This window comes from Treponema zioleckii, from assembly GCF_014737315.1.
GTDB lineage: Bacteria > Spirochaetota > Spirochaetia > Treponematales > Treponemataceae > Treponema_D > Treponema_D zioleckii.
Genome location: NZ_JPUF01000001.1, coordinates 97,051 through 120,614, shown reverse-complemented (window position 1 = coordinate 120,614; position 23,564 = coordinate 97,051). Strand labels below are relative to the sequence as shown.

The 23,564-nt window shown below is 43.1% G+C and carries 17 protein-coding genes; 12 read left to right on the top strand and 5 right to left on the bottom strand.

Annotated elements, in window-relative coordinates; all coding sequences use genetic code 11:
* Window positions 1–140: 140 nt before the first annotated feature.
* The 7 genes from JI65_RS00465 (at window position 141) to JI65_RS00435 (ending at window position 11,162) form a co-directional block, all read left to right on the top strand.
* Complete coding sequence (locus JI65_RS00465; protein ID WP_191013392.1) at window positions 141–584, top strand: hypothetical protein; 444 nt, start codon at window positions 141–143, stop codon at window positions 582–584.
* A 79-nt stretch (window positions 585–663) separates the two neighbouring features.
* A complete protein-coding gene (locus tag JI65_RS00460) occupies window positions 664–2,793 on the top strand; it encodes a CHASE2 domain-containing protein (protein ID WP_191013391.1) in 2,130 nt (709 codons plus the stop codon).
* 543 nt (window positions 2,794–3,336) lie between these two features.
* The gene (glgX, locus tag JI65_RS00455; RefSeq protein ID WP_191013390.1) at window positions 3,337–5,448 is read left to right on the top strand and encodes a glycogen debranching protein GlgX; all 2,112 of its coding nucleotides are present in this window, start codon (window positions 3,337–3,339) and stop codon (window positions 5,446–5,448) included.
* A gap of 326 nt (window positions 5,449–5,774) precedes the next feature.
* Complete coding sequence (locus JI65_RS00450; protein WP_191013389.1) at window positions 5,775–6,356, top strand: hypothetical protein; 582 nt, start codon at window positions 5,775–5,777, stop codon at window positions 6,354–6,356.
* A 48-nt stretch (window positions 6,357–6,404) separates the two neighbouring features.
* Window positions 6,405–8,867, top strand: coding sequence for a glycogen/starch/alpha-glucan phosphorylase (locus JI65_RS00445; protein ID WP_191013388.1), 2,463 nt, complete (start codon window positions 6,405–6,407; stop codon window positions 8,865–8,867).
* Window positions 8,868–8,968: 101 nt separating this feature from the next.
* A complete protein-coding gene (locus tag JI65_RS00440) occupies window positions 8,969–10,156 on the top strand; it encodes a dienelactone hydrolase family protein (protein ID WP_191013387.1) in 1,188 nt (395 codons plus the stop codon).
* Window positions 10,157–10,271: 115 nt separating this feature from the next.
* Window positions 10,272–11,162 carry an Rpn family recombination-promoting nuclease/putative transposase gene (locus JI65_RS00435; protein ID WP_191013386.1) on the top strand — a complete coding sequence of 297 codons (891 nt, stop codon included), beginning with the start codon at window positions 10,272–10,274 and terminating at the stop codon, window positions 11,160–11,162.
* Window positions 11,163–11,324: 162 nt separating this feature from the next.
* Here the strand turns inward: JI65_RS00435 and JI65_RS00430 are convergent, their stop codons facing one another.
* The 3 genes from JI65_RS00430 to JI65_RS00420 form a co-directional block, all read right to left on the bottom strand.
* The gene (locus JI65_RS00430) at window positions 11,325–12,071 is read right to left on the bottom strand and encodes a hypothetical protein (protein WP_191013385.1); all 747 of its coding nucleotides are present in this window, start codon (window positions 12,069–12,071) and stop codon (window positions 11,325–11,327) included.
* Window positions 12,072–12,184: 113 nt separating this feature from the next.
* Window positions 12,185–13,495, bottom strand: a complete 1,311-nt coding sequence (locus JI65_RS00425) for a TonB-dependent receptor (protein WP_191013384.1) — start codon at window positions 13,493–13,495, stop codon at window positions 12,185–12,187.
* 45 nt (window positions 13,496–13,540) lie between these two features.
* Window positions 13,541–14,710, bottom strand: a complete 1,170-nt coding sequence (locus JI65_RS00420; RefSeq protein WP_191013383.1) for a hypothetical protein — start codon at window positions 14,708–14,710, stop codon at window positions 13,541–13,543.
* A gap of 158 nt (window positions 14,711–14,868) precedes the next feature.
* Between JI65_RS00420 and JI65_RS00415 the strand changes: the two genes are divergently transcribed.
* From JI65_RS00415 to JI65_RS00395, 5 genes are all read left to right on the top strand, one after another.
* Entirely contained in the window at window positions 14,869–15,807 is a 939-nt protein-coding gene (locus JI65_RS00415) for an RpnC/YadD family protein (RefSeq protein ID WP_191013382.1), read from the top strand.
* A gap of 766 nt (window positions 15,808–16,573) precedes the next feature.
* On the top strand, window positions 16,574–17,848 hold the full coding sequence (locus JI65_RS00410; RefSeq protein ID WP_191013381.1) for a hypothetical protein: 1,275 nt from the start codon (window positions 16,574–16,576) through the stop codon (window positions 17,846–17,848).
* Window positions 17,849–18,134: 286 nt separating this feature from the next.
* Complete coding sequence (locus JI65_RS00405) at window positions 18,135–19,187, top strand: Rpn family recombination-promoting nuclease/putative transposase (protein ID WP_191013380.1); 1,053 nt, start codon at window positions 18,135–18,137, stop codon at window positions 19,185–19,187.
* 128 nt (window positions 19,188–19,315) lie between these two features.
* Window positions 19,316–20,692 carry an MATE family efflux transporter gene (locus tag JI65_RS00400; RefSeq protein ID WP_191013379.1) on the top strand — a complete coding sequence of 459 codons (1,377 nt, stop codon included), beginning with the start codon at window positions 19,316–19,318 and terminating at the stop codon, window positions 20,690–20,692.
* Between the two features lie 65 nt (window positions 20,693–20,757).
* Window positions 20,758–22,230, top strand: coding sequence for an NAD(P)H-hydrate dehydratase (locus JI65_RS00395; RefSeq protein WP_191013378.1), 1,473 nt, complete (start codon window positions 20,758–20,760; stop codon window positions 22,228–22,230).
* 56 nt (window positions 22,231–22,286) lie between these two features.
* Here the strand turns inward: JI65_RS00395 and JI65_RS00390 are convergent, their stop codons facing one another.
* Both JI65_RS00390 and JI65_RS00385 read right to left on the bottom strand, forming a co-directional pair.
* The gene (locus JI65_RS00390; protein ID WP_191013377.1) at window positions 22,287–23,183 is read right to left on the bottom strand and encodes an RluA family pseudouridine synthase; all 897 of its coding nucleotides are present in this window, start codon (window positions 23,181–23,183) and stop codon (window positions 22,287–22,289) included.
* Between the two features lie 155 nt (window positions 23,184–23,338).
* The gene (locus JI65_RS00385; protein ID WP_191013376.1) at window positions 23,339–23,545 is read right to left on the bottom strand and encodes a SlyX family protein; all 207 of its coding nucleotides are present in this window, start codon (window positions 23,543–23,545) and stop codon (window positions 23,339–23,341) included.
* Between the last annotated feature and the right edge of the window lie 19 nt (window positions 23,546–23,564).

Sequence of the window (23,564 nt, the reverse complement as noted above, 5' to 3'; positions counted from 1 at the left end):
AATTTTCGCAGATAAAAACAATTTTTAAAAATCTCACAAGACTTTCATTTTTTCAGTATAGCATAGGATTGTTTAATTAATATAAAAGGTTAGTGAATTTATATTTATAAGATATAATTAAGAATATGGAGGAAATTTGAATGAAAAAATTAATCGCAATCCTGACTTTAATTCTTGCAATCACAACGGCTGCAGTGGCCCGCCAAAAAACGGTTGAGTGGCAAGACAAAGAAGTCGGCGTAAAAATACCAAAATGGGTAAAGAAATTTGACAAACCAAAAAAAGTCGCTTCAATTCTAAAAATCGACATGAAAAAATACCAGATTATCACGGTAACTTCAAAAACTTCGAACCTGCAAAACATGAAGAATTCCGAAAACGCGATTCTGCGCGCCGCCGTAGCCGATAAACTTGCCGGCCAGACAACAACCGTCTCAAACGGAACTGAATCCGCTTCGGTCACACTTACGGACACAACGATTTCAGGCTTGCAAAAAGTCGGCTCCTTTTGGGTTCATTATTACGACACAAAAACCAAGAACGATTATTACGAGCTTTACATAGTTGGCACGCTACCGCGCTAAGCGCCCCGGAAATCAAAATTGATTCCATAAGTTAGACGTGATAAAATTAAATTCATCTTTAAAAATGAACGGAGTTTTTATGAAGAAAAAACATGTTGTTCAAAGCGGAATTATAGGCATTTGCGTTTTTGCACTCGCTTGTATCTTCCAATTCACAGGATTTTTCACTTGGAGCGAAAACAAAGCCTACGACGGTCGCATAAAAGCCACCGCGCCTTTGTTCACAGCCTCGGACGATATTTCACTCGTAATCATCGACCAAGAAAGCCTTAACTGGGCAAAAGAAGAACTCGGCTGGAGTTGGCCGTGGCCGCGAGAAGCCTACGGAAAAATCATAGACTTTTTTAACCGCGGAAACGCAGCTTCAGTCGCATTCGATTTGGTCTTTACGGAACCTTCACTTTACGGTAACGAAGATGACGAAAAATTTGCCGAATCCTGCAAAAATTACAATCGTGCGGTTCACACTGTTTTTTACGAAAAGCATGATTCAGACGACGCGGTTCTTCCGATTCCTTCAATAAAAAATTCAGCAAGAATAATCGGAAACGTTCAGAGTCTTTTGGATTCGGACGGGACAGCCCGCCAAGAAAGATTCTATTCAACTTCGTCGTTAAAAGAACCTTCGCTTTCGATTGCGAGCCTTTTGATTTCTGATGAAATTTACGATTCAGATCCAAATTCGCCGATTTACAATCCTAACGTCGAAAATCCAGAGGAGAAAATCGACATTCAGTCAATTCCAAAATCAAAAGATGGCGGAATGTACGTTAGGTTTATGACGAGTATTGATGACTATCATCCGTACAACGCAGAAACGATTTTGAGAAGCGAATTTGCAATCGAAAAGGCTGAAGCCGACGGAACAGAATACAATGCTGGCGAAGACTTGCTGGAGCCGGAGCAGTTTGACGCAGGACACATTTTTGTTGGCGTTTATGCGGCAGGACTTTTTGATATTGTCGCAACGCCAATTTCGTCAAGCTACGCGGGAGTCGGAGTTCATCTTTCGCAAATGGACACGATTCTTCAGCGGAACTTCATTTACGACATTCCAACTTGGTCAACAATCGCAATCATCGTTCTTATGACCATCATCGGAATCTGCTTGGGAGAAACTGCAGGTCACACAAAAGTGAGCACTTTCGTCGGTCGAATCGCAATTTTCGTATTTATTAGTGCCCTCTACATTGCGCTCGCATTTGCAGTGTTCATCAAGGGTGCGATTCTCCCGGTTTCTGTGCCAGTAGCGGCAATCTTCCTTGCATTCTCGGTTTCAATCATAAAGAATTATGTAACTGACGGAAAAAAAGGAAGATACGTAAAAGCTGCATTCAAACAGTATTTGAGTCCTGCAGTTATCGACATTCTTATTGAAAATCCGGACGCGCTCCAGCTTGGCGGTGAAGAGCGCGAAATTACGGCATATTTTTCAGACGTTCAGGGATTCACTTCTATTTCTGAACAGTTAAGCCCAACTACGCTCCGAGACTTGCTCAACACATATTTGAGTGCAATGACCGACATTATTCTTGCTTCCGGCGGAACAATCGACAAATACGAAGGTGATGCGATTATTGCGTTCTGGAACGCACCTTTGGGGCAGAAAGACCACGCAAAGCGCGCACTTGAAGCAGCTCTCGCCTGCCAGAAAAAACTCGCCGACATGCAGGAAGAACTTTTGGGAATTCAGGCACGCGAAGTCGGCAAAGACCGCGCAAAGCCAATGTTCCAGCGAATCGGTTTGAACACAGGCCGTGCGGTTGTAGGAAACTTTGGTTCAAGAAGCCGTTTTGACTACACGATGCTCGGCGACACCGTAAACTTGGCTTCCCGCCTTGAAGGCACTAATAAAATGTTCGGAACGTACACGATGTGCTCAAAAGCAACGATGGAAAGCGCTGTAAACAACGGATGCCAGCTTGCGTTCAGAAAGATTTCAAAAATCGCCGTTGTTGGTAAAAAAGAAGGCGTAGAAATTTTTGAGCCAATGCAATCCGAAGAATTCAACGGTCGAAAAGATGATTTTGAAGTGTTTGCAAAAGGTTACGAGCAATTCGTAAGCGGAAAGTTCGATGAAGCCGCAAAGATTTTTGCCAGTACAAAAGACAAAGACCCTGCCGCTGCAAAATATATTGCAAAGTGCGAATCGCTAATACAAAATCCGCCAGAAGCCTGGGACGGAGTTTGGAAAGCGACGGAGAAATAGGAGCGGAGGAGTTTTGCTTAAGTCTAAAAGTTTAGTTTTGCCGCTCCTCACAAGTTTTCTAAAGAAAACTTGTGCTTCACTATAACAGGGCTTACCAACAAGACTGTTTTTTTTGGTTGTCGAACCTCGCTAGTTTTTCAAAAGAAAAACTAGCGCTTCACTATAATACGCCTTACCAGCAAGCTAGTTTTTGTTGCTTGCATCAAATGTCACCCCGAACTTATTTCGGGGGCTCGTATAGCCTGCTAATGTAGATACCGAACTAAATTCGGCATGACGGCAATTAAAAACACCTGAAAGCCCGCCCACAAAAGCGCGAGTCAACTTGCATCGCTTCCCATAATTGCGAGCATCGCGCGAGCAATAAAACCTCACCTCACAAAACGCGGCTTTCCTTGCCGCCGCGTTTTGCGAACACCTGCAAGCCCGCCCACCAGAGCGCGAGTTTTGCTCTAGCAAAACTCGCGGGAAACGCACAAGTCAACTTTTATTCTCAAAGAAAACTTGTAGCGTTTCCCTATTTCCCATGTTAAAATATTCTTTATGGATTCGATTCGAATTTTACCTGGAAAACCGTTAGATAATGGAACTCAAATCACTGCGCGCGGTGTTTATTTTTCTGTGTTCAGTCGCCACGCCACAAAAGTTTATCTGGAACTTTTTGAAACAGAGGAATCAGGCCAACCATACAAAACCATTGAACTCGACCCAAACATCAATCGAACCGGGGATTTATGGCACGTTTACGTGGAAGGGCTAAAACCCGGCGCACTTTATTTATACCGGGCAGACGGTCCTTTTGACCCCAAAAAAGGCCATCGCTTCGACAAAAAACAGTATCTCTTTGACCCAAAAGCAAAGGCTTTTTCAAAAGGCTCTGTTTTTAAATATCTAACGGCAGAAAAGACGCAGAATCTTGCGAAATACCCAAAATGCGTAGTTGTTGATGATGAAGAATACGACTGGGGCGACGACAAACCGCTTGAGATTTCACTTCAAAAATCAATAATTTACGAAATGCACCTCAAAGGCTTTACGGCTTCCCCAACCTCTGGAGTTGAGCATCCGGGAACTTATCTCGGTGCGACCGAAAAAATTCCATACCTGCAATCGTTGGGAATCACTGCGGTAGAACTTCTGCCGATTTTTGAATTCGACGAATACGAAAATTCAAATGTAAACCCGATGACAGGCTCGCGGCTAAAAAATTACTGGGGATATTCCACAATCGGATTCTTCGCCCCAAAAGCCTCGTTCGCCTACGACAAAACCCCTGGCGGAGCGGTGCGCGAATTTAAAGACATGGTAAAAGCCTTCCACAACGCAGGAATCGAAGTTATCCTCGACGTGGTTTTTAACCACACCGCCGAAGGCAACGAACACGGAATTACCATGTGTTTCAGGGGACTCGACAACTCGATTTTCTATCATCTCGTTCACGACCAAAAAGAATACTACATGAACTACTCTGGTTGCGGAAACGCAGTCAACTGCAATCATCCTGTGGTGGCAGATTTTATCATCAGCTGTCTCCGCTACTGGGTTCTCGAAATGCACGTTGACGGATTCCGCTTTGACCTTGCCTCAGTTCTTACCCGCGACGAAAAAGGCTTTTTAATGGCGGACTGTCCTCTCACCTCGCGAATCTCAGAGGATTCAGTTCTAAGAAATACAAAAATAATTGCCGAACCGTGGGATTGCGACGGAGCATATCAAGTTGGCGGATTTCCCGGCGGAATGAACAACCGCTGGTGCGAATGGAACGACCACTACCGCGACGGAATCCGAAAATTCCTGCGCGGCGACGAAAAATCCACGACGGAAGCGGCAACGCGAATCGCAGGTTCCAGCGACCTTTTTGCAATCAGCGGACGAAATCCTTCAAATTCAATCAACTTTATAACTGCACACGACGGTTTTACGCTGAACGACCTCGTAACGTACAATTACAAGCACAACGAGCAGAACGGCGAATGCAACCGGGACGGAAGCGACAACAATCTGAGCTACAACTACGGTTTTGAAGGACCAGTCCTGAACCCAAAAATCGACAGAACACGTTCTCGCCAAATAAAAAATTTCTTTACGACGCTTTTTATTTCGCAGGGAACTCCCATGTTCGTGGCCGGCGACGAAGTTCGAAGGACTCAGGGCGGAAACAACAACGCCTATTGCCAGGACAACGAGATTTCTTGGTTCAACTGGGACGACGTAAAAAATAACGCGACTACGCTGGACTTCGTAAAAAAATTAATCGCAATGCGAACAAGGCATCCAGTCTTCCAGCGAAACAGATTTTTTGGCGGAGCGGCAACGTCCCAATACAATAATCCGCCGGACATTTCCTGGTTCGATTTTGACGGAACGATTCCGGATTGGAAGAATATGAATCGTTTTCTTGCGTTACGTCTCGGCGGCAAGTCAAAAGGCATTTCCCCGGAAGACAATGATTTTTACATCGCCTTCAATATGGACGTTCACGACCTTACCATAACGATTCCGCAAGCCTCATACGAGCGCAAATGGTACCGTTTGATAGACACGAGCCTTGAACACATGGACAGCGCACTTTTTGACGGTCAGGAGGAAGTTCTAAACTCACAGGAGCACTACGTTGCGGTTGCAAACTCAATCGTGGTGCTTATAGGCAAATAAATGGACTATTATATAGAAAATTTTTAAAGGAGAATCTTATGAAATTTGATGCAGAGAAGTTCAAAGAAAATCTTTCGGCACGATTGCGACGACAATACGGCAAAGACATCTGTTTCAACCAGTTTTGAAAATGATGAAATTTGCGTTGCATTTCCAATTTCAGATTTTAAAATCGGATGAAACGTATTTTTATCTTTTTGATACTTTTTTCCCAAACAAGTATTTTTGCGAAAAATTCAAATTCTAAATATCCAATAGATTTGGATTCATCATTCTTAACACCGTATTTGACAGGAATAATTCTGCATTCTGCAACAGCGCGTTTTATGCCTTATCCATATTTCGATGGATACGACAAATACATTCTTCATCAGTCATCGAACTTGTACTTCGACGAGGTGAGCAAAAAGTACAGGGGAAGTTTTAGTATTTCGGGTCAATACCAAAAAGAATTAGGATACGGAACAGGAGTTGAATTTGAATTTCAACCTGTACCGTTCTTCGGAATTTTTTTGGAACAGACAGTTCTAAAAAAAAATTCCGAGTCAGTAACAAACTTGAAAGCAGGGGGGAAATTGGCATTGCTGCAATATACAAAATTCAGCCTGTACGGTGATATAGGCTGGGGCAACATAAGCGGAGATACAAGCCTTTCCGTCGGGAACGGGCTCCTTTTGGCGGCACTTATCCGCTCCTATCCGTTTCGACCTTTTTCATTAGAGTGGAAAAACACATTCTGCTTCAACCCACAAAAAGAATGTTGGGAATCCTATTTTGGCTTAGGAGTTTTTTTGAACAGGACTGAATTTTTTTCGACATATAAATATTTGCGAACAATAAATTCCAAAACGGACGATTTATTAAAAAAATCACACGGAATTTCGTCAGGAATCAGAGTCCACTTTTAATAGCAAATAAATGGACTATTATATAGAAAATTTTTAAAGGAGAATCTTATGAAATTTGATGCAGAGAAGTTCAAAGAAAATCTTTCGGCACGATTGCGACGACAATACGGCAAAGACATTTCTCAGGCAAACAGTCACGACCTTTTTGATGCGGTAAGCGCTTCTGTTCAGGAACTTATCATGCCGGCATGGATGGCAACCCGCCGTGAATATGAGAAAAAGCCTACAAAACAGCTTTACTATCTTTCTGCTGAATTCTTGATGGGACGCGCGCTCAGCAACAACCTCATCAATCTAGGAATCAAAGACCAGGTTAAACAGGTTCTAAAAGAAATGAACATCAACTTTAACCTTGTTGAAGACGAAGAGCCAGACGCAGGTTTGGGTAACGGAGGTCTCGGACGTCTTGCAGCCTGCTTCCTTGATTCCCTGGCAACTCTCGACTACCCTGGCCACGGCTACGGAATCCGCTACGAATACGGAATGTTCGAGCAGAGAATCGAAAACGGCTATCAGGTTGAATATCCGGACAACTGGCTCAAACACCGCGACCCGTGGGAAGTAAAACGCTCGGACCTTGCAGTAATCGTAAAATTCGGCGGAGAAATCAAATACGGAAAAACTCCGGACGGGCAGGACAGATTCTACATTGAAAATGCAGAAGAAGTCGTTGCAACACCTTACGACATGCCAATCGTCGGCTTCGACACGAATACCGTCAACACGCTCCGGCTCTGGCAGGCTTCTTCTCCGGCAGGATTCGACTTGCAGCTTTTTAACGACATGCGATACAACGAGGCCGTTTTTAAACAGAACGAAGCAGAAAACGTAAGCCGTGTCCTCTACCCTAATGACAACGGACCTCAGGGAAAAGCGCTCCGATTAAAGCAGCAGTATTTCTTCTGCTCGGCATCTTTGCAGGATTTGGTTCACCACTTCGTAAACAACTACGGAACCGACTTCTCAAAATTTCCGGAACTCCACGCAATCCAGCTTAACGACACCCACCCAGTAGTAGCAATTCCTGAACTCATGCGAATTCTCATGGACGACTACGGAATGGGCTGGAACGATTCATGGAACATCGTCACAAAAACTTTCGCTTACACGAACCACACGATTCTCGCAGAAGCACTCGAAAAATGGGACATCCCGATTTTCCAGAGCCTTCTTCCACGAATCTACCAGATTGTTGAAGAAATCAACCGACGATTCCTTATCGAACTTCGCGCAAAATATCCAGAGGATTACGAAAAACAAAACCGCATGTCAATCATCCACAACGGAAAAATTTACATGGCATGGCTTGCAATCCACGCAGGATTCAGCGTAAACGGCGTTGCGGCATTGCACACCGAGCTTTTGAAGACAGCCGAGCTAAAAGACTGGTACGAACTTTATCCTAAAAAGTTCAACAACAAAACGAACGGAATTACGCAGCGCCGCTGGCTTTGCTCCGCTAACGAAAAACTCGCAAAATTCATTACGGACAAAATCGGTCACGGTTGGGAAAAAGACCTTACCAAACTCAAGGAACTTGAAAAATTCGCAGATGACGATGACGCACTCGAAGAACTCATCGAAATCAAGCGGCACAACAAGAGCGTTCTCGTTGATTATCTCAAGCACAAGCAGAATGAATTCCTTGACCCGGATTCGATTTTTGACGTGCAGGTAAAGCGTCTCCACGAATACAAACGCCAATTCTTGAACGTTCTTCACATCATGTACCTTTACAACAGGCTTCTTGAAGACCCAAGCTTTAACCCGCCGCCAAGAACATTTATTTTTGGTGCAAAATCCGCTTCGGGCTATCGACGGGCAAAATCAATCATCAAACTGATTAACACAGTCGGCGAGCGAATCAACAATGACCGTCGCGTTGGCGGAAAACTCCGCGTTGTATTCATCGAGAATTACCGCGTAAGCGTAGCCGAAAAAATCTTCCCGGCAGCAGACGTTTCTGAACAGATTTCTACAGCAGGAAAAGAAGCTTCGGGAACTTCGAACATGAAGTTTATGATAAACGGCGCTCTCACACTCGGAACAATGGACGGTGCGAACATCGAGATTTTTGAAGAAGCCGGAAAAGAAAACGGATTCCCGTTCGGACTTTTGACGGAAGACATACAGAAGATGGAAGAAAACCACTCTTACAATCCGCAGCAGTATCTCGAACGAAACCCAGCCCTCGAAAAAGTTGTGGAACAGCTCATTGACGGCACTTACGACCCAACACGCCAAATCTTCAAGGAACTGCATGATTCCCTCGTCTACGGTGTTGAAGGTCAACGACCGGATATTTACTATGTTCTCGCCGATTTTGACTTGTACGTAAAAGCACAGGAAAAAGTAGCCGAAGCTTACAAAGACAAAAAAGGCTGGGCACGAAAAGCTCTCCTGAACATTGCAAATTCAGGAAAGTTCTCTTCTGACCGCACAATCGAAGAGTACGTAAAAGACATTTGGCACATCAAAAAAGTCATTGTTGACGAGAGCGAAGTAAAATAAGGAAATCTCTTAAGAAAGTAACAAGTTCGGTCAGAAAAATTTCAAAACTCAACGTAATTTTTCTGGCCGAACTTTTATAATTTTAAAAAGAGGTTCAAATTATGAAAAAAATTCTAGCACTATCATTAATGGCGTTCGCAATTTCACTAAACGCAGGCGCACAAACCAATTCGTCTGCCGATTATGTTACACAACAGATTAATTCCCCGGACAGGGCGATGCCGACTTTTTATGAAGCCCTAAAATCAAGAATGAATTTTTCTTTGGGCTGGAAAGACGGTGCAAATCCTAAAAAATGGAAAAAAGCAGGTCTGGAAAAAGCGCGGGAACTGATAATTCAGGAAGAAGACAAAACTCCGTTCAACATGACCGTGATTGAAGAAGAACAGCGTGAAGGCTACAAAGCCCAGAAAGTCGTTTTTAACATCAGCAAAGACACGAGAACACTCGCATATCTTTTGATTCCGAACTCAGACAAAAAGAACGAGAAATTTCCAGCTGCGCTGATGCTCCACGACCACGGGTCAAAATTCACAATCGGCAAAGAAAAGATGGTCCGACCTTTTGGCAAAACCGAATCTGATGAACGAAAACTACAGACCGCAGAAGCTTGGTCGAGCAAATATTTTGACGAAACTTTCCCAGGAGACGAACTTGCAAAGCGCGGTTACGTCGTTCTGAGTTTTGACGCTTTAGCCTGGGGGGATCGCTCAGTAGAAGGATTTAAAACAGACAGCCAGCAGGCCTTGGCCTCAAATTTGTTCAACATGGGAACGAGCTTTGCAGGAATCATCGCGCAAGAAGACTGCCGTGCGGCAAAATTCCTCGCTTCGCTTCCGCAAGTTGACAAAAAACACGTGGCCTGCATCGGGTTCAGTATGGGAGGATTCCGTTCATGGCAGCTCGCAGCCCTGAGCGATGATATTACAGCCGGAGTCTCTGTCTGCTGGATGGGAACGATGATAAACCACATGCAGATTGGCGACGGACAGCTGAAAGGACAGTCCGCATTCTCAATGTTGCATCCGTTCATCGCAAAATATCTCGATTATCCAGATGTAGCGGGACTTGCCGCTCCAAAGCCAATGATGTTCATAAACGGAGATTCCGATCCGGTAAATCCAATCGCAGGAATCAATGAAGCTTACGAAAAAATGCACAAGATTTGGAAGGCAAACAAAGCGGACGACAAATTGAATACTGTAATCATAAAAGATGGCGAACACGCATTCTTGCCGCCAGAGCAAGCCGCCGCATTCGATTGGCTGAACAAACAATTCGGCCGCTAAAAAAAATCAGTTGGTTGTCGCTCATTCACGCGTATGGCCAACTGATTTTTATGCACACTCCTCAATAATCCACACCTCTGCATCACAAATCCTATTTTTGTGCTATACTAAAGCCATGAACGGTTCAAAATTCCTTTCCGAAGAAGAATATGTCTCTCAGATGCACACAGGCGCGCTGCTAAACCCGCGTATCGACTCGACTTTCAAGGCAATGTTCACTCAGCCAACGGAAGAGTCGCGGGCGGCACTGCACTCGTTTTTGGAAGCGGCTACAGAAGAGAAGATAAAATCTTTCGAGCTGACGGCGAACGACGCGCCCGTTTCGTACAACGGCCAGCGCAACGTGAGCTACGACATAGCATGCGTGCTCGACGACGGGAGAATGGCCGAGATTGAGATGCAGGCGTTCGACCAGCAATATGACTACGGAAAGCGTGCCGAATATCATGTTGCCCGCCTTGAGACCACTTACCTCGAAAAAGGCGATGACTGGCAGTCCGCGCCCGTTGTCTTCCAGATTACGGTCCTAAACTTCCACTACACGCCAAAGAGCAGGAATGCCATAAACCGCTATGCAATGCGCACGAAAGACGGGCTTGAGCTTTCCAACACGCTGAATGTCGTTTTTATAGAGCTTCCAAAAATCACAAAACTGGAGAAATCTATAGACACGAATTCAAAATTAGAAAATTGGGCATTGTTCTTAAAAGATGCCGACAACCCTAAAAAGCAGGACTTTATCAAAAATCTCACCAGCAAGGAGGACGGGCTTATGCAGGCAAAGAAATCGCTTTCGAACATCAGCAAAAACAAGGCGCTCTGGATAGCGCAGTGGAAGCAGGAATCTTTTGAGCGCGACATCCGCTCAGGGCTCAACGCCGCAATGCAGCAGGGAATACAACAGGGAATAACACAAGTAGCAAAAAATATGCTCTCCACTGGAATACCTTTAGAGCAGATTTCTAAACTGACCGGGCTGTCAGAAACGGAACTTCAGAGCCTTTAATCTCCCCAACAAGGAAGACGGGCTTATGCAGGCAAAGAAATCGCTTTTTTGTTTTTTCGCAAATTCTCCAAAAAACTCCACATAAAATGCATAATCTGAAACGCTCAAGCAAGGGTGGCCGTGCTGAAAACAGCCACCGCACCTTGTAAAAACGCAAAATTTTTAATTCATATAAGAGACTACGAATTTATTTACAGCAATTTCTATGACAGACGGATACAATGCCACCAGAGCCTCTGTATCATACTTAAAATTCTTTACCTCAAGTTTTTCATCAGAAACTGCGTCAAAAGATTTCATAACCACAATTTTACCCTTTTCATCATAAACAAGCACATCCATTATGACTTGTGCCCGAACATTTGTTTTGACTTTAGATTCGTCAGCAAAAATCTTATTGAATCTAAATTCTGCAGTAACAAGCCTTGATACGCCCAATTCGCTCATCATAAGCCGGGCTTTTTTAGCACCAATCGAATATAAATTTTTGTCAAATCCAGTTGCAGGAATCCATGTCGTAAACATACCAAGAGGATTCAGCGCTGCATTCTTGTATTGCTCAGAATTTAGCACATCTTCTTTGGGAGTCACCCGCACCCCTGCGATATTTGCCAACGCCGAACGCAAATATTCTTCGCCATAGTCAACTCGTTCTTGTGCTGTGAGTAATTCTGGATTTTCACCGTGAAGGAATTTGTCAACTACTGTAGAAAGCACACTTGTATCATCAAGATCTTCTTCATCACTGCGGACATAAAGTGTGTCTACCTGTTCTGAAAGATTTTTATTGCCGCTCACTCCAACAACGGCAACAGAGTCAGATTCGGTAAAAGAGAAATTTGATGAAGCACAACTAAAAAAACAAAAAGAAATAAAAACTAATTTGAATCTAATAAATATTTTTTTCATATTCAAACAAGAATAAAAATACTCTTATATAAAAAAACAAAAAGAGCCGGTATGAAACTCATACCGACCCTAAAACAACATGTATAAAAAAATCTGCTAACTTTCAGTGAATTTTACATTTTTACACGGAAAAGAACTGGCACTGCAAAGCTAATATTTGCATTCTCACCAAATGTAGAATCTTTCTGTGCACCAAGACCAGCAAATGTTCCTGCCAATCCTACAGTGATTGAAGCGCCCTTTCCTGCAAAGAATTCTGCATTAGGATGAACAGAAATCGTTGTTCCGTTCTTTGTCTCTTTGTTATCAGCAACTTTGCCATCGCCAAGGTCTGTCAAAGCACCGAGAGAACAAGCGAGTGTTACAGAAGGAGACATTTTGTAGCTTGCGTTTACAAAGTTCCAAAGTACAGCGTCTGTAGTAAATGCAGCTCCTAATCCCACATTCTTGTCAACCGCATCATTTGCTGCATAAGCATTTTTAGAGATGAATTTGTCTGTATCGAGTGCAGAATACTTCAAGTAGTAAGTAATTGAAAGATTTTCATCAACTGCATAGCGAACACGCAAGTCTGCACTGTAGTCAGAGAAATCACCGTCATAAACAGTTGCTGCACCACCTACTGTTGCAATAAGGTTCTCAGTTCCGAGCCACTGGAAATAGAGACCTGGAACGAGAGCAAGTCTTGTGTCAGCGGCAGTTTCACCCTTCTTTTTAGCACTTACGTTTGCGCCCTTTACGAACGCTTCAGTCTTGAACAAATCTTTGATTGAAACATCTGCGACTACAGACCACCCCTTGTCGCCGCTGTTCTGCTCAGCTGTTACACTTTTCCAGTAACGGTCAGAAATTACAGAACCTTTGAGGTTGACTTTAAGGTCATCCGCTGCAATTGTGTAGTCTGCTTGTCCGTAGAAACTTCTGTCGTCAAAAACATTTGCAATTGAAACTTGGTTATCAGAATATTTTGACAATGAGTTTTTGAACAAAGAACCGAGTTTGTATGTTTCAAAGAAAGCACCCTCATTGTTTGAAGCATCGTTTGTTACACGGTATCCGCCGTTCAAACCATCACCAATCCAACCACCTTGCATATGGAATCCGCCCCATTTTGCGCCAATTTTAAGAACGTTGAAGCGGAGCTGGTCTGAATTTGAGCCAGTATTTTTAATAGATGGCTGCAAGTCGAGCTGGAAATCGAGAACATCACCAGATGCCTTGAATGACAATGTATCCTGTCCACCATTATAGCTATTCAAAGAACCGAATGTTGATGATGTTTCATTAGCAGAACCTTCCTCACCATTGTCCGTGTGAGAATAAAGGTATGCACCGTTTCTATAGTTGAGGTTCACTGAGGTTTTAGCAGCCGCTGAACCGAAAACCAATGCACTTACAGCGAGTGCACTTATAATTTTTTTCATTTAAATCCTCCAAGATTTTTTTAATCGTTCAAGTGCAACTCTTAATTAGTAGTTGTAAGAGAAGATTAAAGGAAGCGTAAGATTGAATGTTTCAGCTCCCTTGCCAAATCCGATGTTTTCAAAAGTACCGCGAGAAGCAACTGTAACATTTACTTTTTCAGTCGCCTTAATTGCTACAGAAGGTGTAACAATAAGAGTATTTGCAGAAGGATATGCCGCATCAAAATCAGAAATCGAATGCTGCAAGTTCAAACCGAACTTCATGTTGTCAAGGAAAGCGTATGTTACGTTAATCTGGTTCAACATTGCCAATTTGTTGTCATTCCATTTTTTTGCATCACCGTCTTTTCCAGTAGTTGTAAGACCACTTGAGAAGTTATGAGCTGTTGTGATTGAGAATTTATCTGTTATAGCATAGCGTGCACGAAGGTCAAATGCGTATTCAAGGCCAGTGTCGCCCTCTGCTTTGTAAGTTGTGTTTCCATCAAGACCGAGAGCAAAACCTGCTGTTGCCTGAAGATTCTCAACCATGAGCGGACTGAAATACAAACCGAATGAGTAGTTGTGTGCTGTAAGAGATTTGATTGCAAGGTTTACGTTAAATACGTTTTCCTGCTTGAAAGCAACTTCACCAACAAATCCATAGCTGTTTGTACGGGTATATTTACCGTCTGTGTCAGTTTTTGTAAAGGAATCCCAAGCGCTGTTTACAAAACCAAATTTTACCAAAAGTTCGCCTGGAAGAGCTTCTTTATTTGTATATGCCGCAACCATTGCAATTTTGCCTTCTGTAAGATTTCCGGCATCCTTTGCAACTGAACCGTTCGTTACACCATAGTTCCATCCGATGAAGTCCTCATCATCAAGGTCTCCGGCATCAGTTTTTACGTTGTCGGCATAGCGGCTGTTCCAGATACCAGCTGTAAATTCTGTACTGATTGCTGCAAAATCCATCCAGCCATAGAAAGAATCTACAGTAATACCAGATGCTTGTGTACCGTCTGTATCTCTATCAAAATCAACAACTGCACCCGCGTATTCATTTTTCAGACCCAATGAAATGCAGTCCGAACGTTTGTCATGATCATATTTTACGCCTGCATTGCCGTTAGACGTGAAGTAGTTCTTGCCGGTATAAGAAAAACTTATATCAGCAGCGAATGTAGCACCCGTAAGCAAAGAAGCAAGCGTCGCTACAGCTACGATTTTTTTCATAAAAAATCCTCCCTTTTTTCCTTATAACTTTTAGCAAAAACTTGGGTTGGATTTTTCCGTTGTTTTAGAAATTGTTTTTCAAAATCTCTGTCTTTCTGTAAGCAGTTTTGTTCGCTCAACACTACACAAAAAGTCGGGAATCGTAGTAAAATACAAGTATGAGTGATGTTTACGACAGCGCGTTCCGCACACTTATCAATGACTGCTCACGGTTGATTCTGCCGCTTATAAATGAAGCGTTCGGCGAGCATTACACGGGCAACGAAGAAATCATATTTTTCCCGAACGAGCATTTTATAAGCCAGCAAGACGAGTCTGAGCAAAAAAGAATTACCGACACGAATTTTACGGTCGTCGGTGAAAAACGCAAAAATTATCATTGGGAATGTCAGAGCACAAGCGACAGCAGAATGCTCGTCCGACTGTTCGAATATGATGCGCAGATTGCACTTGACCAAGGCGAAAACAGCCTTGAAACGCTCACTGTGGAATTTCCGAATTCTGCGGTATTGTATCTGAGGAACACAAAAAAAACTCCTGAGAGCTATCGGTATGTTATAAAAACGCCGGGCGGAACCGTAAGCTACAGGATTCCCATAATGAAAATCAAGTCGTACAACCTCGACGAGATTTTTGAAAAGAATTTGATTCTTCTTCTGCCTTTTTATATTTTTACTTTTGAAGCAGATTTTGCGGAATACAATACTAATGAAGAAAAACTTCTGGCACTCAAAAATGAGTTCCAAAAGATTGTAGATAAACTTGATGAACTGATGAAAATGGAACTTATCGGTGAGTTCGAAAAACTCACAATCATCGAATTGACCGATAGCGTTGTAAGAGCTTTGTCCGCAAGATACGAAAAAGTCTTGCAAGGAGTCGATAACATTATGAGAGGACCAATAATCGAAACCAAAGCAAAAAAAGCCTGGAACGAGGGAAAGCAGCAAGGAATTCAATTGGGGAAGCAGCAAGGAATCTTTTCTGCGTATTTTGATTTGATAAAGTCTGGTCTGCTTTCAATAAAAGATGCCGCGGCAAAACTTGCAATGTCGGAAGAAGAGTTGCAAAACCGAATGGCAAATTTTCAGATGTAAAAACGGACTCAACTCGTACGCAAAAATCATTTGATATTTTCTTTAAAAGTAAAATTTCTGGCTAATATATTTTGTATTTTGTTCAAAATAGCCAGATTCTTAAAAATACACCGTGTATTTTGTTCGCTTGGCGAAAAACACGAAAGTACACGGTGTATTTGTTTAAAAATTTGTAAAACTGCAAAAAAATATTTTGTATTTCGTCAAAAAGACGTTTTTCTGAAAAATACAAAATATTTTTTATGGGTTCAATTTCGTGTTTGTTTTTGAAAGTCAAAAATTTGTGTAAATCTTGCTTTTCCCGAGAATCTTTCTTTTAAGCGTGGAACTTTGTCACGCAAAATTTAGAACCCGTCATTCCGAACTGGCTTCGGAATCTCAAATGCAGATGCTGAAACTAGTTCAGCATGACACGCTTGCGAGTTGTGCATGACATGGATTGCGAATTCTGCATGACAAAAATGAATTTTGAATCCCCTTTTTAACTTTCTTGAAATTTTCCGTACTTATTTTCTAAAAAAAAATCATCAAAATTCACTTATTTTTTTAATATCTTCACCGATAGAATTCCTGGCAGACAAATAAATAACTAATTTGATTCTAAATATGAATTTTTTGTAGTTTATGACGTTTTTTTAGCAAAAATGACAGAAAATTGAAAAAACTGAACATTGCTAGAAAAAAAGTGGTTTAATATTGAGAATACAGTGACTGTTTAATAAAACCGTTGGTTCAAAACTGTCACAAAAAAATAGGAGGATTTTTTATGAAAAAAATCGTTAGTGCAGTTGCATTGGCAGCTGTTGCAGCTTCATTGGCTACTGCAGAAGTAACAGTAACAAATAACGTTCGTGTTCGACCAAATCTTTACAGCATCACAAACTACACAAAAACAGACGCTAAAGATGCTTACAGCAGCTCAACATTGTGGGATCTCGACGGATTCGGCGGAAGCAAAGATACTCTCGGTGTCAAAGGAAGCACTGATTTTGCAGGTGTTGTGACGGAATTCACAGTAAACGGTTCAGACAGCTCTTTCGCTGTTGACAACTACTACGGATGGCTCAACTGGGGCGCATTCAAATTGACTGGCGGAAAATTCGACCTCCGCTACACAAACCGCGGAAACTACACTGCTACAGAGCAGGGTATCCTCGATGAAGAGTTCTCTAAGACAATGGGTATTTCTTCAAAGAACGGTCTTGGTGCATTGAAGGTTGACGGCACAAACGCGCTTACAAAAATTTCATCCTTGAACTGGCTTGTTGACTTCGGTAACGTTGCTGGACCAAACGGTGAGAAGAACCACGCTTTGCTCGGTGAGTACACTCTCGATGACATTGGTGGCGGAAAACTCTTGCTCCGTGCGGGTCTCACAGAAAACGCTACTAACAGTGATAGTTCAAAACCTGCAACTGTATCATCAGAACCTTATGACAGCTACACTGACAAAGACGGAAACAAATTCGCCCAGTCAGCAGGATACGTTGCAGAAGTTGCTTGGGAAAAAGAAGACTTGGCGAAATTCGACTTCATCTTCAAGAACCCACTCAACAAGGCTTACGGATTCGGTCTCTATGTAACTCCATTGATGATTCCAAACACAAAGAATGTTGTAGTTGGCTTCACATACGGAACAATGAAGGACGTAATCGATTCAGCATTCGCTGTTGACTTCCGCGCTCAGTACAACATCACTTCAGAAGCAGTTTTCGCACTCGGTGCAAAATACGAATCTCTCTCTGTTAAAGATGCAGACGCAGAAAACGCTATGCAGGTTGCTGGTGAGTTCAGTTACAAAGTTAACGACTTGCTCACAGCTGCCCTCGACCTCGGATACTTCAACACAGACCTCGACAACAACGACGATGTTAAAGATGACGGCTCACAGTACCTCAACGTTTCTGGCCGTGCAAAAATCTCTGCCGGAAAGAACGCTGCTGTTACAACAGCACTCCGCTATGTTCACTACTTGAACCCAAAAGACGGTGGAGCTCAGGGAACATTCGACATCCCAGTTGTACTCCGCATTAAGATGTAATAAGAACTGCTAAAATTTTAATGCCAGTTTTTTAATACATGTTGTTTAGCCCCTGTGCAAATTCCGTGCAGGGGCTTTTTTGTTTTTATTGTTGATTTCGGCCGTGCTAAAGCCAACGCATTTTCTACTTTTTGCAACTGGCCGATTTGTCATTCCGAATTTATTTTGGAATCTCTTTTATGGCAGAGAGGCAGATGCTGAATCAAGTTCAGCATGACGTGCTTACGAGTTCTTCATGACGAGTCTTGCAGGTTCTGAATGACGTGCATTGAGAGTTCTGCATGACATGAAAATCCGTCATTCCGAACGTGTTTCGGAATCTCAAATACTTCGCCCCATTTACGGACATTCCTTATATCAAATCCTATTTTTGTGCTATACTAAAGCCATGAACGGTTCAAAATTCCTTTCCGAAGAAGAATATGTCTCTCAGATGCACACAGGTGCGCTGCTAAACCCGCGCATCGACTCGACTTTCAAGGCAATGTTCACTCAGCCAACGGAAGAGTCGCGGGCGGCCCTGCACTCGTTTTTGGAAGCGGCTACAGAAGAGAAGATAAAATCCTTCGAGCTGACGGCGAACGACGCGCCCGTTTCGTACAACGGCCAGCGCAACGTGAGCTACGACATAGCCTGCGTGCTCGACGACGGGAGAATGGCCGAGATTGAGATGCAGGCGTTCGACCAGCAATATGACTACGGAAAGCGTGCCGAATATCATGTTGCCCGCCTTGAGACCACTTACCTCGAAAAAGGCGATGACTGGCAGTCCGCGCCCGTTGTCTTCCAGATTACGGTCCTGAACTTCCACTACACGCCGAAGAGCAGGAATGCCATAAACCGCTATGCAATGCGCACGAAAGACGGGCTTGAGCTTTCCAACACGCTGAATGTCGTTTTTATAGAGCTTCCAAAAATCACAAAACTGGAGAAATCTATAGACACGAATTCAAAATTAGAAAATTGGGCATTGTTCTTAAAAGACGCCGACAACCCAAAAAAGCAGGACTTTATCAAAAATCTCACCAGCAAGGAGGACGGGCTTATGCAGGCAAAGAAATCGCTTTCGAACATCAGCAAAAACAAGGCGCTCTGGATAGCGCAGTGGAAGCAGGAATCTTTTGAGCGCGACATCCGCTCAGGGCTCAATGCCGCAATGCAGCAGGGAATTGCCCAGGGAATACAACAGGGAATTGCTCAGGGAATTGCTCAGGGATTGCAACAGGGAATTGCTCAAGAAAAGATTGCAACTGCCCGCGCCATGCTTGCTGATGGGATTTCCGCTGTTCAGATTGCAAAGTGGACAGGATTAACCCCCGAAGAAATCGCAAATCTCTAGGACGGGCTTATGCAGGCAAAGAGGACAAAGCACTCAGCCACGGAAAATAAACTGAAGGCGGGTACTTGTGAACGTGCATCTCCTACCTGACTTTTATTTCTAGAATTATTATAATTTGCTTCGATATTATGGTAGAAAAAATTGAAAAACCACTTTTTAATCAATCCTATTTAGTAAAACTTATTCTGCCTCTTGTTGCAGAGCAATTTTTAGCAATGACAATCGGTGCGTGTGACACGCTTATGATTTCTTCTGTAGGAGATGCCGGAGTCAGCGGAGTTTCGCTCATTGACCAATTCAGCCAGCTTATGATTCAGCTTTTTGCCGCTTTTGCAACAGGCGGTGCAGTCGTAAGTTCGCAATACTTGGGACACAAATCCCCGGCAGATGCACGAAAAGCGGCAAAGCAACTTTTAAATATCTCCGTAATAGTAGGCTTTTTAATCGTCGTGCTTTGTTTTCCGACTCAAAAGCTTATTTTAAGCGCGCTTTACGGCAAAGCAGAACCAGACGTTCTTCAATGCGCGCTCGACTACTTCAAATGGATTCTTATCTCTTTTCCTTTTTTGGCAGTTTATAACAGCTGCGCGGCACTTTTTAGGTCAATGGGAAATTCAAAGCTGAGCTTAAAAGTCAGTGTCGGAATGAATTTTATTAACATTGCCGGAAACGCAATTTTGATTTACGGAGCAGGAATCGGTGTGGACGGAGCAGGAATTTCAACGCTTGCAAGCCGATTTTTTGGGGCCGGAATCATGCTCTTCCTTCTTTGCAACAAAAACAAAAACGAAATCTACTTTGACAGAATCTGGAAATTTGAATGGAACGGCAAAATGATAAAACGGATTCTGAAAGTCGGAATTCCGAGCGGAATCGAAAATTCAGTCTTCCATATCGGAAAAATCCTCGTTCAATCATTTATGAGCGGTTTTGGAACATTTGCAATCACTGCAAATTCAATTTCAAACACTTTGGCAAGTTTTTCAAACATTCCGGGAAGCGCAATTGGACTCGGCAGCGTAACGATAATCGGACAGTGCATCGGTGCGGACGAAAAAAAACAGGCAAAGTTTTACGGAAAGAAAATGATGCAGACCGCGTATGCAGGAATGTTTGTAATCGCGGCAATCATTTTCTTTACATGTCCAATCATCGTTCCTTTGTTCAGGATTTCTGAAGAAGCACAAGTTCTTGCAATCGGCGTAATCAGAACGTGCATGTGCGCGAACATTTTCTTCTGGCCAATGTCATTCACAATGCCAAACATTTTGCGCGCGGCAGGTGACGCAAAATACACAATGATTATCAGCAACATCAGCATGTGGGCTTTTAGAGTGCTTTTCAGCTTCTTAATTTCAAAGTGGCTTTTGTGGAAATTCCCGAATCAAACAGACATCGCGCTTTACGGCGTCTGGTTCGGAATGTACCTCGACTGGATTTTTAGGGGCGCAATGTTCCTCGTGAGATTCAAATCAGGAAAATGGCTCGAAAAACGAGTGATTTAAGTCAGAATATTAATCGAAACTTAAAAAAATTGATTTTTTTTGATTGCGTTGTATAATTTAAAATCATGCAGAACCTTTATAAAGATACGCGAAAATTGGATAAAGCTTGCATAGCAGCTTACGGTCTCACAGAAGAAGTTATGATGGAAAACGCAGCGGCTTCGCTCGAATCCGTTATCCGCAAGCACTTTCAGACAGAATCTTGCAAACGCCGAATTCTTATTTTATGCGGAACAGGTGATAATGGAGCGGACGGCTACACTTTGGCCCGCAGGTTAAGAATCGACTTTGACATCATCGTCTTCCAATGCGGAAAGCCAAAATCAGCCTTGTGCAAATTGCAGGCGGAACGTGCAGAAAAATGCGGAACACCTTTTTTTGACCTTAATGACTTTACTTTGGAGTTCCTTGCGAACACAGGAATTGTAGTTGACTGTATTTTTGGAGCTGGATTCAAAGGTGACTTAAGCGAAAATCTGCAAATTCTTTTGAATGACGTAAATTTTTACGACTGTTACAAAATTGCATGCGATATTCCAACAGGACTCCGAGAGGACGGAACGGTTGCGGACGTGGTTTTTCATGCGGACTTAACGCTCACAATGGGTGCCCACAAACTTTCGCTGTTCAGCGATGCGGCAAAAGATTTTGTTGGCAAAATTGAGTGTGCGGAGCTTGGAGTCAGCAGAAGACTTTTTGAAAATTCAAGCAATTCTCGCTTAAAAGTCGCGGAACTTCTTGAAGAATCGGACATGATTCTTCCGCACCGCAAATTCAACAACGTAAATAAAGGTTCTTTCGGTCACTCAGTGATTGCAGTCGGCGAAAAACGCGGTGCCGCCATTCTTGCCGGAAGTGCGGCATTGAATTTTGGCGCGGGTCTTGTAACGATTACGGATTTGGAAAACAAAATCAGTCCTGAACTTTTTCCGTGCGAACTTATGATTTCGAACGCGATTCCAGAAAAAGCAAAGGCAATCGCTTTTGGCATGGGGCTAGGGCGGGAAAAAGAAGCGACGCAGAAATATTTTGACTATCTTATTGAACACAAGGATACATATTGCGTTATTGATGCGGACGCCTGCTATTCAGAAAACTTAAAAGCATTTTTGGACGCTCGTTGCCACAGAACCGTTCTGACGCCTCACCCAAAGGAATTTAAGGCGGTTCTAAAAACCTGCGGATTCGGCGAGTATTCAATAGAAGAATGCGTTACAAACAAAGTTGAATTGATAGAAAAATTCTGTAAAACTTACCCAAAAAGCGTACTGCTCGTAAAAGGTGCAAATCCGGTTATCGGTTGTTTTGACGGCTACAAGATGTTCATAATGGTGAATCCGTTCGGGCGGCCGAGCCTTGCAAAAGCCGGCAGCGGAGATGTGCTTTCGGGCATGATTTGCGCACTCCTCGCACAAAATTACAAAGCTGTTGACGCCGCGGTTTCGGCCTCGCTTGCACATGCCCTTGCCGCCCAAAAAGCAAAATGCGATTACGCGCTCACCCCAACAAAGCTAATTGAAAAATTTTCTGAGCTGTAGCGCGTCGGATTTTAGACTAGGGAAATTCGAAAAAATTCAGTTTTCCAAACTTTCCATTAACGTTTGCCACGTTTACCAATTTCAATAAAGTTTGAATGAGCCTTATCTTTTTTTGTGATTCGTCTTGGTCCCAAAATCACGTTCTTTGATTCGCGAGTGCGTTTTGAAGAGCGTGATTTTTCTTGTCGCCAGGCAGGCGTATCTGGATGCGAATCGCCATTTTTAACGTATTCGAGCCAACTTTCTGGTTCCGGAACCTGGAACATCATCTTTTTCTGGGTGTACGGGTGCACAAATTCAAGCGTTCGGGCATGTAGGCACACTCGGCGGAACGGGTCTGTCTGCGCGCGGTAATTTTCGTCGCCTGCAAGCGGATAGTTTTTGCTCGCCAAGTGGGCACGAATCTGATTCTTCTTTCCGGTGTCGAGCGAAAGCTCAAAAAGGCTGTGAGTTTTTCCGCGTTCAACGATTCTAAAATGAGTACGGGCAGGAACTGTTTTTACGTTTTTGTTGTCGGTCTTTCCGAGCGCAATTTCGGCACCAGTCGCTTTTTTTGGAACGTAAGCAATGTTGTACGCGTTAAAAGCAAGGTCGTCGTCAATCAGCCCCGAATCAGGAAGGCTCTCGCGGGAGTTTCGCGGATTTTCCGCAATCGCGTGGTAAAGTCGCTCCGTTACCATCGTGTGCCAAGAGTCCATAATTTTTTTCTGGGCAGACTCAGTAAAAGCAAACATCATCACTCCGCTAGTTTCGCGGTCAAGGCGGTGAACAACCAACGGCTTGTGATTTGAGTTGAGGGTGCCTTTTTTTCGCATAATCTGCTCAAGCACATCCTGAACAGTTTTAGAACGACTTCCAGGATAAGGACAAGTAAGCATTCCCGCTGGCTTGTCGATTACGCAAAGATATTCATCCTCATACAAAATTGAAATTCTTTCATTTTTTTCGTTCATAATATTCCTCTAAAAATTCATTCCTAATATTTCGTGAATGCATGCTGCAGGGCAATCGTAGTTGTGCTCAGCCATCATTTTTTTAGGCGGCGTAGCGAACGACCATCAATTTTTTACACCAGTAAGCTTGCAATATTGCCCTGCAAGCACACATATTAATAGTGCGGTGGCTTTCGGTTCGGAATCTCAAGATTCTCCTGCAAATCCTGAATTCGTCCCGAAAGAATCTTGTTTTCTTGCCTTAGCACGTCAATCAAATGCTGATTCTCAACGCAAACCTGCTGCAACTGCACAATAAAATCTTCCATATAAGCACATTTCATTTCCAGTGCCACAAATCTTTGTTCAATTTCGCTATCCATGTGGAAAATTATATCTTTT